This window comes from Bacillus sp. FSL M8-0266, from assembly GCF_038613425.1.
Lineage (GTDB): Bacteria > Bacillota > Bacilli > Bacillales > Bacillaceae > Bacillus > Bacillus pumilus.
In genome coordinates, this window is sequence record NZ_CP152015.1 from 1,288,896 (window position 1) to 1,302,183 (window position 13,288).

14 protein-coding genes are annotated in these 13,288 nt (G+C 43.5%); all 14 read left to right on the forward strand.

The window, feature by feature from the left end:
- The first annotated feature begins 446 nt into the window (after positions 1 to 446).
- The 14 genes from MKY83_RS06385 (at position 447) to MKY83_RS06450 (ending at position 13,278) form a co-directional block, all read left to right on the forward strand.
- Positions 447 to 914: a PTS sugar transporter subunit IIA gene (locus tag MKY83_RS06385; RefSeq protein WP_283924402.1), complete on the forward strand. Its 468-nt coding sequence runs from the start codon at positions 447 to 449 to the stop codon at positions 912 to 914.
- Between the two features lie 54 nt (positions 915 to 968).
- A complete protein-coding gene (locus MKY83_RS06390; protein ID WP_044138930.1) occupies positions 969 to 2,342 on the forward strand; it encodes a PTS transporter subunit IIC in 1,374 nt (457 codons plus the stop codon).
- A gap of 19 nt (positions 2,343 to 2,361) precedes the next feature.
- A complete protein-coding gene (locus MKY83_RS06395; protein ID WP_003212259.1) occupies positions 2,362 to 2,640 on the forward strand; it encodes a PTS sugar transporter subunit IIB in 279 nt (92 codons plus the stop codon).
- A 61-nt stretch (positions 2,641 to 2,701) separates the two neighbouring features.
- Positions 2,702 to 3,148, forward strand: coding sequence for a hypothetical protein (locus MKY83_RS06400; RefSeq protein WP_003211419.1), 447 nt, complete (start codon positions 2,702 to 2,704; stop codon positions 3,146 to 3,148).
- Positions 3,145 to 4,176, forward strand: coding sequence for an alcohol dehydrogenase catalytic domain-containing protein (locus tag MKY83_RS06405; RefSeq protein ID WP_342488388.1), 1,032 nt, complete (start codon positions 3,145 to 3,147; stop codon positions 4,174 to 4,176). Before MKY83_RS06400 ends, MKY83_RS06405 begins: the two co-directional genes overlap by 4 nt.
- A gap of 182 nt (positions 4,177 to 4,358) precedes the next feature.
- Positions 4,359 to 5,342 (forward strand): thiamine pyrophosphate-dependent dehydrogenase E1 component subunit alpha, encoded by a 984-nt coding sequence (locus MKY83_RS06410; RefSeq protein WP_044138927.1) that lies wholly within the window; start codon positions 4,359 to 4,361, stop codon positions 5,340 to 5,342.
- Between the two features lie 31 nt (positions 5,343 to 5,373).
- The gene (locus MKY83_RS06415) at positions 5,374 to 6,354 is read left to right on the forward strand and encodes an alpha-ketoacid dehydrogenase subunit beta (protein ID WP_034620051.1); all 981 of its coding nucleotides are present in this window, start codon (positions 5,374 to 5,376) and stop codon (positions 6,352 to 6,354) included.
- Positions 6,355 to 6,371: 17 nt separating this feature from the next.
- Positions 6,372 to 7,694 carry a dihydrolipoamide acetyltransferase family protein gene (locus MKY83_RS06420; RefSeq protein ID WP_106067730.1) on the forward strand — a complete coding sequence of 441 codons (1,323 nt, stop codon included), beginning with the start codon at positions 6,372 to 6,374 and terminating at the stop codon, positions 7,692 to 7,694.
- A gap of 12 nt (positions 7,695 to 7,706) precedes the next feature.
- Positions 7,707 to 9,089: a dihydrolipoyl dehydrogenase gene (lpdA, locus tag MKY83_RS06425; protein ID WP_340910428.1), complete on the forward strand. Its 1,383-nt coding sequence runs from the start codon at positions 7,707 to 7,709 to the stop codon at positions 9,087 to 9,089.
- A 25-nt stretch (positions 9,090 to 9,114) separates the two neighbouring features.
- Complete coding sequence (locus MKY83_RS06430; protein WP_342488391.1) at positions 9,115 to 9,816, forward strand: SDR family NAD(P)-dependent oxidoreductase; 702 nt, start codon at positions 9,115 to 9,117, stop codon at positions 9,814 to 9,816.
- Complete coding sequence (locus MKY83_RS06435; RefSeq protein WP_340913791.1) at positions 9,794 to 10,579, forward strand: SDR family oxidoreductase; 786 nt, start codon at positions 9,794 to 9,796, stop codon at positions 10,577 to 10,579. Before MKY83_RS06430 ends, MKY83_RS06435 begins: the two co-directional genes overlap by 23 nt.
- Positions 10,580 to 10,672: 93 nt before the next feature.
- The gene (locus tag MKY83_RS06440) at positions 10,673 to 11,629 is read left to right on the forward strand and encodes a sugar-binding transcriptional regulator (RefSeq protein WP_003211594.1); all 957 of its coding nucleotides are present in this window, start codon (positions 10,673 to 10,675) and stop codon (positions 11,627 to 11,629) included.
- Positions 11,630 to 11,692: 63 nt separating this feature from the next.
- Positions 11,693 to 12,031: a bh protein gene (locus MKY83_RS06445; RefSeq protein ID WP_044138921.1), complete on the forward strand. Its 339-nt coding sequence runs from the start codon at positions 11,693 to 11,695 to the stop codon at positions 12,029 to 12,031.
- 96 nt (positions 12,032 to 12,127) lie between these two features.
- A protein-coding gene (locus MKY83_RS06450; RefSeq protein ID WP_342488393.1) for an IS3 family transposase occupies positions 12,128 to 13,278 on the forward strand; the annotation gives its coding sequence in 2 pieces (ribosomal slippage) (positions 12,128 to 12,401 and positions 12,401 to 13,278; 1,152 coding nt in all).
- Positions 13,279 to 13,288: the final 10 nt, after the last annotated feature.

Here is a 13,288-nt window from a genome sequence, read left to right on the forward strand (position 1 = left end):
GAGAGGAAGTCACATTTAATAAGAAGAGTTGATGAAAGATGCAGAAAAGACCGCATCTCAGCGTGTAGACAAACCCTCGCATTCTTTGTCAGTCCTGCGTGCTGGTGCTCACGAATTGCAAATTCGCTCCGCAAAAGTAGCCGTCCTTCCTAGACTTCAAAGGTTTTCAGGTCACACTGAAAAGGAGACAAAGGGCTAAAATAAAGATCATTTTAGCCCTTTGTCAACAATCTGAGATGCAGAAAAGACTGCATCTTTTTTTATAAAATTTTTCCTAGGAACATTGACTTATAATTTAGAATATTATAATATCTTTACAAAGGTAACAACATTGAACATTTTTCAGAACGTATATTTGTAAGCGCTTTATAAAAGGTTCTATTCCAAAATGTTCTTTCTTTTTGTTACATGTGTTCATATTTATACCAAATGAAAGGAGTGGTTGTTTGAACAACTTGTTTGAGTTAGATGAACAGCTGATCAAGCTACAGTACGATGCATCTTCGAGAGAGGAGGTGACCACATATTTAGCAGAGCGATTAGAAGCGGGAGGATATATTAAGTCGAGCTTTTTACCAGCGGTGCTTGAAAGAGAAAAAACATATCCTACGGGCCTTCCACTTGCGACCTTTGGGGTAGCAATTCCACATACAGATCCTGAGCATGTGAACAAACCGGCGATTAGTGTAGCCACTTTAAAGGAACCTGTTATCTTTCACAAGATGGGGAGCCCTGATGAAACTGTGCTAGCCAAAATTGTGTTCGTCCTAGCAATCTCTGAACCTAGTAAGCAGCTTGTGATGTTAGAGAAGCTCATGACACTTTTTAGAAAAGAAGAGGTGATGATGAGGTTGTCTGATATGACGTTGTATGAAGAAGCGGTTGCTGTGCTTCAGAAAGAATTAAACCAATAGCCTTTCACAAAAAGAATGTAAGCGCTTTATACGAAAAATCCAGGAGGTGGATGTATGATCAAGCAAGCTGTCGATTTTATATTAGACCTTGGACCAACTATTATGCTCCCGATTATTATGACGCTTTTCGGTATGGTTTTAAGGCAAGGCTTTAAGAAATCCTTCCGAGCCGGTATTACAATTGGAATTGGTTTTGTCGGTGTCAACCTTGTCATTAATTTGCTTGTGAGCGGCCTTGGGCCAGCAGCAAAAGCTATGGTTAATTCCCTTGGACTAAAGCTTGATATTTTGGATGTTGGATGGCCGATTGGAGCGGCTATATCCTTCGGTACACCTGTTGCCCCTTTGATGATACCTCTTGTGCTTTTGTTAAATGTCATCTTATTGTCCGTTAACTTTACGAAAACGCTGAATGTGGATATTTGGAACTTCTGGCATTTGATTTTCGCAGCCTCTGTGACTTACTACGCTTATCATAATATGTTCTTGGCACTTGCTGTTGGTTTGATCGTCTCTGCTATCACGCTTAAATTAGCTGATTGGACGGCACCGACAATCGAACACCATTTTGGATTGAAAGGCGTATCGATGGCTCATGCTGAAACGGTCAACTTCGCACCGCTTATGTATGCGTCCAACCGTATCATTGACAAGATCCCTGGCTTAAACAAAATTCATGCTGATCCAGAAACATTGAAGAAACGTTTTGGTATTTTTGGCGAACCGCTTGTGATGGGTCTCATACTTGGTATCATTATTGGTCTTTTAGGCGGCTATGATGCGAAAGGCGTCATGACACTTGGTATTCAAATGGCAGCAGTTCTTGTGCTAATGCCAAGAATGGTTGCGTTATTAATGGAAGGTCTTATTCCAATCTCTGAGGGCGCTCGTTCTTATATTCAAAAGCGCTTCCCTGGGAAAAATGTCTATATTGGTTTAGATACAGCGATTGTGATTGGTCATCCGGCGAATATGGCGGTAGCCCTTCTTATGGTGCCGATTACGATTCTACTTGCAGTCGTTCTGCCTTACAATGGCATGCTGCCGTTTGCTGATTTATCAGTTCTACCATTTACAGTTGTATGGGCAGTAGCAGCCGCTCGTGGAAACATTATTCGCGGTCTTATTAACAGTATTTTTACATTAATGATTGTCTTCTTTATCGCAACGAATCTCGCACCGCTTGCGACAACAATGGGGAAAGCAGTCGGGTTTGACTTCCCAGAAGGAGCCAATATGATTTCAGGTATTGACCTTGGTTCCCACGTCATTCCTTGGATCATGGTGAGACTTCTTGATCCGAGCAACCCGTACTTTATTGCAGCCATCATCTGTGCTCTGGCTTATGCGCTTCTATGGTACTGGGTGCGAAATGATATTAGAAAGCAGTATGCGAAAGAAATGGGCTTAGATCAGAAAGATCAATAAAAGAGCTGGAGGGATTCTTATGGCAAAGAAAATATTGGTTTCATGCGGAACAGCGGTTGCAACATCAACGGTTGTTGCCAAAAAGGTCGAAGAGACGTTAAAGGAAAAAGGATATGATGTCGTGGTTGAACAGTGCAAGGCATCTGAAGTCCCGCAAAAAGCGGAGGGCGCCGATTTAATCGTAACGACAACACCAGTGAGTGATACGAAAGGAACGCCTGTGATTCAAACATTATCCTTTTTAACCGGATTTGGCATTGAAGATGATATTGAAAAAATCATCGATCATATTAAGTAAACAATCATTCCATGGAGGAGCTTTCCCGGCTCCTTTTATGTATCTGAAAGGAGGACGTCTCATGCAGCATCATGCTTATAGCCGAACGTCTGCAGTGTTGTCTATTTTTCTTCCAGCCGTACTCATCTGTCTGTTTTTCCTTTGGTCTCTTTATACGTTAATGTCAGCAGGACCTGAACCGTTAGCTGTGTTAGGCGTTTATACGCTGCCTATTCTCATGCTTTCTAGCATCACTGGACTGAACCAGCCGACAAACGTCATTATTAGTGAAGATAAACTCAAAATCGGAGCGTTTGGCAGATGGCACACATATGCGGTCTCTGATATTAAAGGAAAGCTTTTTATCAAGCCATACCCTCATATCGGAAAAGTTTATGTCAGGGTGGGTCCATCTCGCATATTCGGAGGACGTTACTGGATATCCAGTGAGATGAGTGAGTACAAGCAGCTTGTGCAAACGTTGCAGGATTTTGCGAAAGGTGATGAAAAGGAGGATGCAGCTACATGAAATCAGCTGTCTTTTATTCTTCAGAGGACATTCGGTATGAGGAGCGGAACCGGCCTGCGATTGGTGATGATGAAGTGCTATTAAGAATGCGTGCCTGCGGTTTATGCGGCACAGATATTTACAAAGCAACACATGAGACGGTACCTCCAGGAACGATACTAGGGCACGAAATCGCTGGTGATATTGTTGAAACTGGAAAGCATGTAACAAATATAAAAACGGGAGACAGGGTTTATGTTGCGCACCATGTACCTTGCTTCACCTGTGACTTTTGTCAAAAGGGATTTTATACAATGTGTCCGCAGTTTGCAGCCACTAATGTAGAGCCAGGCGGGTTTTCAGAGTATATCCGCGTACCTGCATTGCATGTCAAGCACACAATGGGCAAGCTCCCGAATGACGTCTCATATGAGCAAGGGGCGATGGTGGAGCCAGTCGCCTGCTGCCTGCACGGGTTTGAACGAGCACCTGTTCATCCAGGAGATTCTGTGCTGATCCTTGGAGCGGGGCAAATTGGCTGTATTCAACTACAGCTTGCCAAACATTACTTGGCTGGGAAAGTGATGATAACGGATGTGAATGAGAATCGGCTGCTGCAAGCGAGAAATTTAGGTGCAGACGTCGCTTTTCATCCTGCCTCTGAGCCGGTGGAAGACCGGGTCATGAGAGAAACAAATGGAAAGGGAGCAGACCTCGTCATTATTTCTGTTGGGAGTAGTGCGCTTTTAAAAGAAGCGTTTCAAGCAGTAGCGAGAGGTGGATCGATTTTAGTGTTTGCTCATTTTCCAAAGGGAGACGTCTCCATTCCGGCTGATCGGTTTTTCCATGATGAAGTGAAAGTAGTTGGAGCCTATTCCTCACATCCTTATCATTATCTCGAAGCCCTTGAACTTCTAAGAGCAAAAGTAGTCAACACAGAAAAGATGGTGACGCATCGTTATCCGTTAAGTCAGCTCCTTCAGGCAATAGAATGCGCAAGGCATCCTGAAGGTGAGAGTGTCAAAATCATGATGTATCCAGATGAATGAGGGCGCACTAGATTGGAAGAGAAAGAGAAGTTCTTTAGAAAAGGGCTTTGCCTTTCTCTTTTTTTCTGATAAAAGATGAAAACGCTTAAAAATGAAAGAGAAATGCTTGACTTCAATGATACTTAAACGTATGATAATTACAAATGTAACATACAAGAACAAATGTAAAGGGGAGAGAAGAAATGCAAAAACAAATCACTTTGCCTGAACAGATTAGTCATGAGAGATTAGCAGATTTATATAAACAAATGTGGTTAGTGAGATATTTTGATGAAAAGGTCGATCAATTCTTTGCCAAAGGACTTATCCATGGAACCACTCATTTATGTGTCGGACAGGAAGCGTCAGCTGTTGGATCAATTGCCGTATTAAAGGACGAAGATAAGATCATCAGCACGCACCGTGGACATGGTCACTGTATTGCAAAAGGTGCAGAGGTCAATAAGATGATGGCAGAACTATTCGGACGTGAGACTGGCTATTGCAAAGGAAAAGGCGGCTCGATGCATATCGCTGATTTAGAAAAAGGAAACCTTGGCGCAAATGGAATCGTTGGCGGCGGTATCCCATTGGCAACAGGTGCAGCGCTCACATCTAAAATGAAACAGGAAGGCTTTGTCGTTCTTTGTTTCTTCGGAGATGGAGCGACAAATGAAGGTAGCTTTCACGAAGCGCTAAATCTTGCATCCATTTGGGATCTACCTGTTGTATTCATTTGTGAAAACAACCAGTACGGTATGTCTGGCCCTGTAAAAGAAATGATCAACATTGAAGACATTTCAACAAGAGCAGAAAGCTACGGAATACCAGGGAAATCGATTGATGGAAATGACATGGTCGAGATTATGAACTCAGTAGATGAAGCAGTCAGCCGCGCAAGAGCTGGAGAAGGTCCATCACTTATTGAAATGAAAACGTATCGCTGGAAAGGTCACTCTAAGAGTGATGCGAAAAAATACCGTACACGTGAAGAAGAAACAGAGTGGAGACAAAAAGACGGAATCAAACGCTTTAAGTCTCTCTTGATTGAACTAAATGTTTTGACAGAAGAGCAGGCAGCGGTCTTACAGGAAGAAGCGAAGCAGGAAATTGAAGCGTCTGTAGAATTCGCTAAAAACAGTAAAGAACCGTCAATCGATACACTATTAGAGGATGTATACGCCTAATTAGGAGGGGAATCACGTGACAAAAACAACAGTGAGAGAGATTTCATATTTAGAAGCCGTTCGAGAGGCTATGAGTCAGGAAATGAGAGAGAACCAAGATGTATTCATTTTAGGTGAGGATATCGGCGTATATGGTGGTGCTTTTGGGGTCACGCGCGGCATGATTGAAGAGTTCGGTCCAGAGCGCGTACGCAATACACCAATCTCTGAGGCTGCCATCGCAGGAGGTGCAGTCGGAGCGGCTTTGACAGGTATGCGTCCGATTTTAGAACTTCAATTCTCTGACTTTATTACAATCGCAATGGATCAGCTTGTAAACCAAGCAGCCAAAACACGATACATGTTTGGCGGAAAAGGAAAAGTACCACTCGTTGTGAGAACACCAGCAGGATCAGGAACGGGTGCCGCAGCGCAGCATTCACAAAGCTTAGAAGCGTGGATGGCTCATATTCCGGGACTAAAGGTGGTTCAGCCTTCAACAGCTTATGATGCCAAAGGACTTTTAAAAGCAGCAATGGATGATGACAACCCTGTTATTTTCTACGAGCATAAGCTTTTATATAAAACAATCGGTGAAGTGCCTGAAGAACCGTATTCGATTCCTCTAGGGAAAGCTGATGTGAAAAGAAGCGGGAAGGACGTCACGATTGTAGCAACAGCGATTATGGTACACAAAGCATTAGAAGCGGCGAAGGAACTAGAAGCAGAGGGAATCGATGTTGAAATCATTGACCCAAGAACACTTGTCCCATTAGATGAAGAAACCATTATCGAATCTGTGAAGAAAACAGGTAAATGTATCGTGGTTCATGAAGCGGTCAAACGAGGCGGCTATGGCGGAGAGATTGCAAGTATGATAGCGGAAAGTGAAGCGTTTGACTACTTAGATGCTCCTATTAAACGTCTTGGCGGACTTGCGGTACCAATACCTTATAACCCAACGCTTGAAAAAGCGGTCATTCCACAAGTGCCAGATATTATTGAAGCAGCAAAAGAGCTTGTACGCTCTTAAATAAAGGGGAGAAGATCATGCCAAAAGAGATATTTATGCCGAAGCTAAGCAGTACGATGGAGATCGGAACCTTGCTTCAATGGTTGAAAGAAGAAGGAGATTCGGTTGAAGTCGGTGAGCCTCTTTTTGAAATTATGACAGACAAGATCAACATCGAGGTGGAAGCCTATGATGATGGCATTTTTCTAAAGAAATACTACGAAGCTGATGATCAAATTCCAGTCAATGCTGTTATTGGATATATCGGAGAGGCAAATGAACAGGTGCCAAGCGAGCCGCCAGCACAGGCAGATGAAGATTCCTCAGAAAGCGGCGAATCGTCTTCACCAGACTCGTCTTCATCCAGTTCTACTGAAGCCCCAAAAACATCTGATGAAAAAGTACGTGCCACGCCCGCAGCGAGAAAAACGGCAAAGGATCATCATGTGGCGATTCAAGAGGTATCTGGCACAGGGCCAAAAGGCAGAGTCCAAAAGCGGGATGTCGAGGCAGTCGTTCATTCTAGCGAGAAAGACCAGCGCGTCTCACCGCTTGCAGAAAAAGTCGCTGCTCGTGAAGGAATCGATTTAGCAGCAGTTTCTGGATCTGGCGCTCACGGTAAGATCATGAAGAGTGACGTACAAGCAGCAACGCAAACAAAAGAGGCTTCGCCTGTGAAAACACAAAAATTAGCTGGCATGAGAAAAGTGATTGCTGATCGCATGTCACAAAGTGCCTTTACAGCACCGCACGTCACATTAACAAGTGAAATTGATATGACGAAAGCGAAAGAAGTGCGTCAGCAGTTACTTCCGGCGATTGAAAAAGAGACAGGCTACAGGTTGTCGTTCACAGAAATCATCATTCATGCGGTCAGCCATGTACTCACGCGCCACCCGCAGATCAATATGACATTTGAACAAAATGAGCTCCATTTCCATGAAGATGTACACATTGGTCTCGCTGTTGCAGTGAAAGACGGCTTGATGGTACCAGTCATTTCTCATGCGAATCAAAAAGGATTAAAACAACTGACAAAAGAAGCGAAAGAAATTGGCCGAAACGCACGCGATCAAAAACTACTTCCAGACCAGTTGAAAGGGTCCACTTTTACGATTAGTAACTTAGGCATGTATGCCATTGATACCTTTACCCCGATCATTAATCAGCCAGAAGTGGCGATTTTAGGTGTAGGACGGATTCAGGATAAACCTGTTGCAGTAGATGGAGAAATTCAGGTGCGGCCAATGATGGGTGTCAGTTTATCGTTTGATCACCGAGTGGTAGATGGCGCACCAGCGGCTGCCTTTTTAACAGACCTTAAAAAAGTGCTTGAACAACCATTTGAATTGCTAATGTAGGAGATGAATCGGATGACGAAAACGTATGATCTGACAGTCATTGGCGGAGGGCCTGGCGGGTATACTGCCGCCCTTCAAGCGGCTGAGCGCGGACGGAAGGTTGCTTTGATTGAGGAGGATTTTCTAGGCGGTACTTGTTTAAATCGAGGCTGTATCCCTTCAAAGACCCTGCTGAAACATGCAGAAGTCATTGAATCAATCGAGAAGGCGAAAAGCTGGGGAATCGAAACAGGTGACATGATTCTTTCCTTCGATAAAATGAGAAAGCGCAAAGATGACGTCATTGAAAAGCTCAGAGGCGGAATCGCCTTTTTATTAAAGCAAGGAAAGATTGATGTATATAACGGCAGAGGCACAGCAGTGACAAAGCATCGGATTGAAATAGAAAAACAAGATGGATCAGAATCGATTGAAACGAAAGAATTAATCATTGCTACTGGATCTACACCAGCCATTCCACCAATACCGGGGCTTAAAGATATTTCATTTGATACAAGTGATACAATCTTTGATATCCCAGATATTCCTGCTTCTGTCGTCATTATTGGCGGAGGTGTCATTGGTCTTGAGCTTGCTTGTATCTTCCAAAGTCTTCAATCAAAAGTCACCATTATTGAAGCGGCACCGTCCATAATTCCACAAGAGGATGAAGAAGCATCTAAGCTGCTAGAAAGAGAACTCAAGAAAAAGGGCATCCATATCGCGAAGAAGACCACTGTGACAGAGGTGACGGAAAGCGAAGGAGTCAAAGCGGTTCATGCAATAGATGATAAAGGGGAGACGCACATCTTTACAGCGGAAAGACTGCTTGTCTGCGTTGGAAGAAAACCGAATGTATCAGCTGTTAACCAGCTTGATCTTCAGCTCGATGGCCCGTTTATCAAGGTGAATAATCAGATGCAGACAAGTGCTGAAGGTGTATACGCAGTTGGGGATGTCGCCGGCGGTTATCAGCTGGCTCATGCGGCGATGGCAGAGGCTGCTGTTGCGGTCAGCAATATTTGCGGCGTGCCTGAAAAAATGAATGCTGATATTATGCCTAGATGTATTTATACATTACCAGAGGTAGCAAGTGTCGGTCTTACGGAGAAAGAGGCAAAAGCCAAAGGGCTCAGCGTACAAACAGAACGATTTGATTTAGCGGCAAGCGGTAAAGCGTTAGCGGCAGGTGTTCAAACAGGCTTTATTAAATTGGTGTACGATACAGCATATGGTGAAGTGATCGGTGCAACGATGGTTGGTCCGCATGTCACAGAAATGATTTCAGAAGCTTCTTCCTTTATGTATTTAGAAGGAACAGCAGAAGAGATGGCGAAAATGATTCATCCGCATCCGACCATCTCAGAAGGTTTTTATGAAGCAGCTCTTGATATCGTGAGTAAGCTGAGAAAATAAATGCCAAACAAGGGATAGGGAGGAGATGCATGTGCACGTCCAGCTTCATCAGAAAGCGGCACTTGTGACAGGTAGCACAGATGGATTTGGAGAAGCCATCTGCCTAGCTTTAGCCCAGGCAGGTGCACATGTTTTTTTACACACATTTCATGATGAATCAAAGGCTAGAACCATTTGTGAAGACATTCAAAAAATGGGTGGTCAGGCGAGTATCATCATGAACCCGCTAGAAACGCCACGTGATGCCACGCGTATGCTGAGGCAAGTGATCGATACATGCGGGAAACTGGATATTTTGGTCAATCAAGCAGCGCAAGGAGCTGAAGCGGAGCTTGATGCCGCTCACCCTAATGAGTGGATGGACGAAGTGGAAACAGCTGTGAATACTGTCTTTCTTTCCAGTCAAGCTGCCGTATGGCACATGGTTGACCAGAAAAAAGGCTGCATTATTAATATATCGTCATCAGGCAGTATTACTGGTGATGGCGGAATTTCACATGCGACATCGAATTCTATGCTGAATGCCATGACAAAAGGGCTGGCGCGAGAATTTAAAGACAAAGGAATTCGGGTGCTCGCTTTATTGCCGCCGCCTCTCCATTTGATTCCTAATGCAGAGCAAATCAAGGAGTCTGTGGCCAATATGACGGTCTTTTTAAGTACATCATATGGCGCATTTACAGATGGTGCAGCGATTATGCTTGATGGGGGTGAGAGTGCTGGCTAATGATCAAAAACCAGTTCTCATCGTTGGCGGTGCCCAAGGGATTGGAAAGGAAATTGCCGAGCGTTTTTTAAAAGAAGGGCACAGAGTGGCTGTGTCTGATATAGATGAACAAGGACTTTCGCTTTTAAAAAAACAGCACTCTGAGCTGCTGACATTTCAAGCTGACGTTTCATCGTGGGAAAGTGTTCAGCAGATGATCTCAGCAGCTGAAAGGGAGCTAGGCGGCATTGCTCATCTTGTGTATTCAGCAGGGATGACAAAATCACTTCCTTTTTTAGAAGTCGATTTTTCACTTTGGAAAAAGACACTGGCTGTGAACTTGTATGGTCTTTACTATTGCATCAAAGCGTCAGCACCTTATATATGTGAGCGGCAAGAAGGAAGCATTGTCGTGATTGGATCAGGATCTGCTATCACTGGCTCAGGCGGTGGAATTCAGTATTACGCCTCAAAAGCAGGTGCTTTTGGCCTGATGCGTTCGCTTGTAAAGGAATTAGGGGCACACCATGTGCGTATCAATGTGATTGCACCCCGCGTGATTGAATCTCAAATGCTTGATACGCTCTATCCTACTGAGGTGGAGAAAAGGCAGCTGCAATCGCTCATTCCTGTCGGGAGATTAGGGAAACCAGAGGATATCGCAGGACTCACTTTATTTCTTACAAGTGACGAGGGACGCTATTTACACGGACAAATTATCCTGTTAGACGGCGGGAGAACGTATCAGCCAAAATATACGGAGGGAAAAAGAGCGGAGAGGTAATCGCTCTTTTTGTCATTTTCATAACAATTGTGCCAATTAGAAACGAATGTTTGGTATACTGGGAATCATAGTATATTAAAAGGATGATGTCACATGCTGAATTGGGAAGAAAGACGACAGCTCGTCAAAGTTGCTCATCTTTATTATACAGACGGGTGGACGCAGCAGGAAATTGCAAAAAAGCTCAATGTCTCAAGACCAGTCATTTCAAAGCTCTTACAAAAAGCAAAAGATGTGGGAATCGTTGAGGTGTACATTAAAGACGAAAGTATTCATACGGTGGAACTGGAAAAGCAGCTAGAAACAACTTTTCAATTAACAGATGCTGTCGTTGTCCCAAGCGTCGGGACAATGTCTGAGATGGTGAAACGGGCAGTCGGTCAAGCAGGCGCCTATTATTTATCTAAAAACATGAAAGACGCGGAGAAAATCGGTATTTCATGGGGAACTACACTGGCTGCGCTTGTAAAGGAATACCCGTTCGAGCGAAGAAACGATGTGAAGGTCATTCCTTTAGAGGGCGGAATGGGCAGGCAGGCAGTCGACATTCATGCCAATCAGCTGGCATATGAGCTGGCAAAGAAAATGAATGGCACATGTTCCTATTTATATGCACCGGCGATTTTAGAAACAGAAGAATTAAAAGAGCGGCTCATGGCAATGCAGGATATAGAAGCTGTGCTTGAAGAAGGTAAAAATGTAGACATTGCCCTCATCGGTATTGGCAACCCGCATAAAGGTTCAACGTTAAAAACAGTTGGTTACTTAAAAGAAGAGGATTTATCTGGTTTAAGGCAATCAGGGGCTGTTGGTGATATTGGCTTTCGTTTCTTTGACGGTCAAGGCAAGCCTGTCCAAGATGAATTGAATCAAAAGGTCATTGGTTTATCACTGGAGCAGTTAAAGAGCGTCAAAACGGTCATCGCTGTTGTAGAAGGAACCCATAAAGCTGAAAGTATTTTAGGGGCTTTAAATGGCGGCTTTATTCAAGTGCTGGTGACAGACGAACTAACGGCCGCAGCCATATTAAAGGAAGCTTCCGTCCAATAAACGGCTAACAGCCATCGAATTGTATAAAAAGAGCAACATCAAACGAGAAAGGAGCTGTGTATCTTGAAGAAAACCGAAATGGAAGCAAACCTACATTGTACTCGGTGCCAAGAAGAGACCCTCCACAGCATCGTTTATGTGAATGATCAGATGAAAAGCGTTGAGTGTACAGAGTGTCATCAGAAGATCAGTGTGCAAGTCGACATCATGAAGGAATTTTACAAAGAAGTATACGAAAAAATTGCGACAAAGCCAAAGCGGATGACGCAGGAATACAAGGCGAATTTGAATGGATTTATCTCAAGACTCCCAATCCGCGTGCTTAGTAAGCCATACCGGCTCATGAGATATTTAAACGAATCATACAAAGTGATTAAGCAATATAAAAAAAAGCAGAGCTGATGGGACTGACCCCATAAGATGAGACAAATAAAAAACACCTTCAAGTTTGAAAATGGATCGTTGTGATCCGAAATAAAACATGGAGGTGTTTTTTCTATGGGGACAAGAGTGAGTTATCCGGTTGAAGTCAAACAGAAGGCTGTAGAAATGAGATTGGCAGGCGTACCTATGAAAGAGATCATGCAGAAATTGAATATCAAGAATAAGACGCAGGTTCAGACATGGGTGAGGTGGCATAAGGCTGGGGATACACACCGGTTCGAACAGCCTGTTGGAAAACAATATACCTATGGAAAGGGTCCCGAGTACTCTTCCGAATTAGAGAGACTGCAGGCAGAAAATCGCTATTTGAGTCAACAGAATGAAGTTTTAAAAAAGTACAACGAATTGGAAAGGAAGTTGATAAGGAAACGTCAATCAAACTGGTAGAAGAATTGTGCAAAACGATGACGGTACAGGACATCTGTGTCCATTTAGGCATCTTACGTACTTCGTATTATAGATGGAAAAAGGATCTGACTCAGAATCATTCTAAAAGACAACTAGAGAAACAGGTCGGCACGTTGTGCCGAAAGCACAAATATCGATATGGTTATCGAAAAATCACAGCCATACTAAAAATGAGAATGCGTATTAACCATAAAACTGTTCAACGTATCATGCAGAAAAACCAGTGGCAATGCCGGGTTAAAATGAAAAAGCGTAAGAAGAATGGGCAGCCCTATGCCGTGGCCGGTAATATACTGGATCGGAACTTTCAGTCTGATCGCCCTCTTGAAAAACTAGTAACGGACATCACGTATTTGCCTTATGGACAGAAACAATTGTACCTTTCCAGTATATTGGATTTATATAATGGAGAAGTGATTGCTTTTACGATTGGTGATAAGCAGGACACAGACTTTATCTTAAACACACTTAATCAGCTCCCAGCACTGCCTGAGAATTGCGTGTTACATAGCGATCAAGGTTCTGTGTATACATCTTACGAGTATCAGAAAGCTGTTCATATAAAAGGCATTACCATGAGCATGTCCCGTAAAGGGACGCCCGCTGATAATGCCTCCATCGAATCGTTTCATTCCTCACTAAAGTCTGAAACGTTCTATCTTAACAGGATTGACCGCACTACGACCAGCATCGTAGAACGCACTGTCAAAGAATACATTTATTATTATAACAACATTCGTATTCAAACGAAACTAAACAACCAATCACCGATAAACTATCGGCAATTGGCTGTATAAAGGTGTTTTG

Excerpts from the sequence above, each read along its gene's own strand:
- MKY83_RS06405 (WP_342488388.1), top strand. The coding sequence starts at position 3,145 with ATGAAATCAGCTGTCTTTTATTCTTCAGAGGACATTCGGTATGAGGAG.
- MKY83_RS06430 (WP_342488391.1), top strand. The coding sequence starts at position 9,115 with ATGCATGTGCACGTCCAGCTTCATCAGAAAGCGGCACTTGTGACAGGT.
- MKY83_RS06400 (WP_003211419.1), top strand. The coding sequence starts at position 2,702 with ATGCAGCATCATGCTTATAGCCGAACGTCTGCAGTGTTGTCTATTTTT.
- MKY83_RS06390 (WP_044138930.1), top strand. The coding sequence starts at position 969 with ATGATCAAGCAAGCTGTCGATTTTATATTAGACCTTGGACCAACTATT.
- MKY83_RS06440 (WP_003211594.1), top strand. The coding sequence starts at position 10,673 with ATGCTGAATTGGGAAGAAAGACGACAGCTCGTCAAAGTTGCTCATCTT.
- MKY83_RS06395 (WP_003212259.1), top strand. The coding sequence starts at position 2,362 with ATGGCAAAGAAAATATTGGTTTCATGCGGAACAGCGGTTGCAACATCA.
- MKY83_RS06410 (WP_044138927.1), top strand. The coding sequence starts at position 4,359 with ATGCAAAAACAAATCACTTTGCCTGAACAGATTAGTCATGAGAGATTA.
- MKY83_RS06420 (WP_106067730.1), top strand. The coding sequence starts at position 6,372 with ATGCCAAAAGAGATATTTATGCCGAAGCTAAGCAGTACGATGGAGATC.
- lpdA (WP_340910428.1), top strand. The coding sequence starts at position 7,707 with ATGACGAAAACGTATGATCTGACAGTCATTGGCGGAGGGCCTGGCGGG.
- MKY83_RS06435 (WP_340913791.1), top strand. The coding sequence starts at position 9,794 with ATGGGGGTGAGAGTGCTGGCTAATGATCAAAAACCAGTTCTCATCGTT.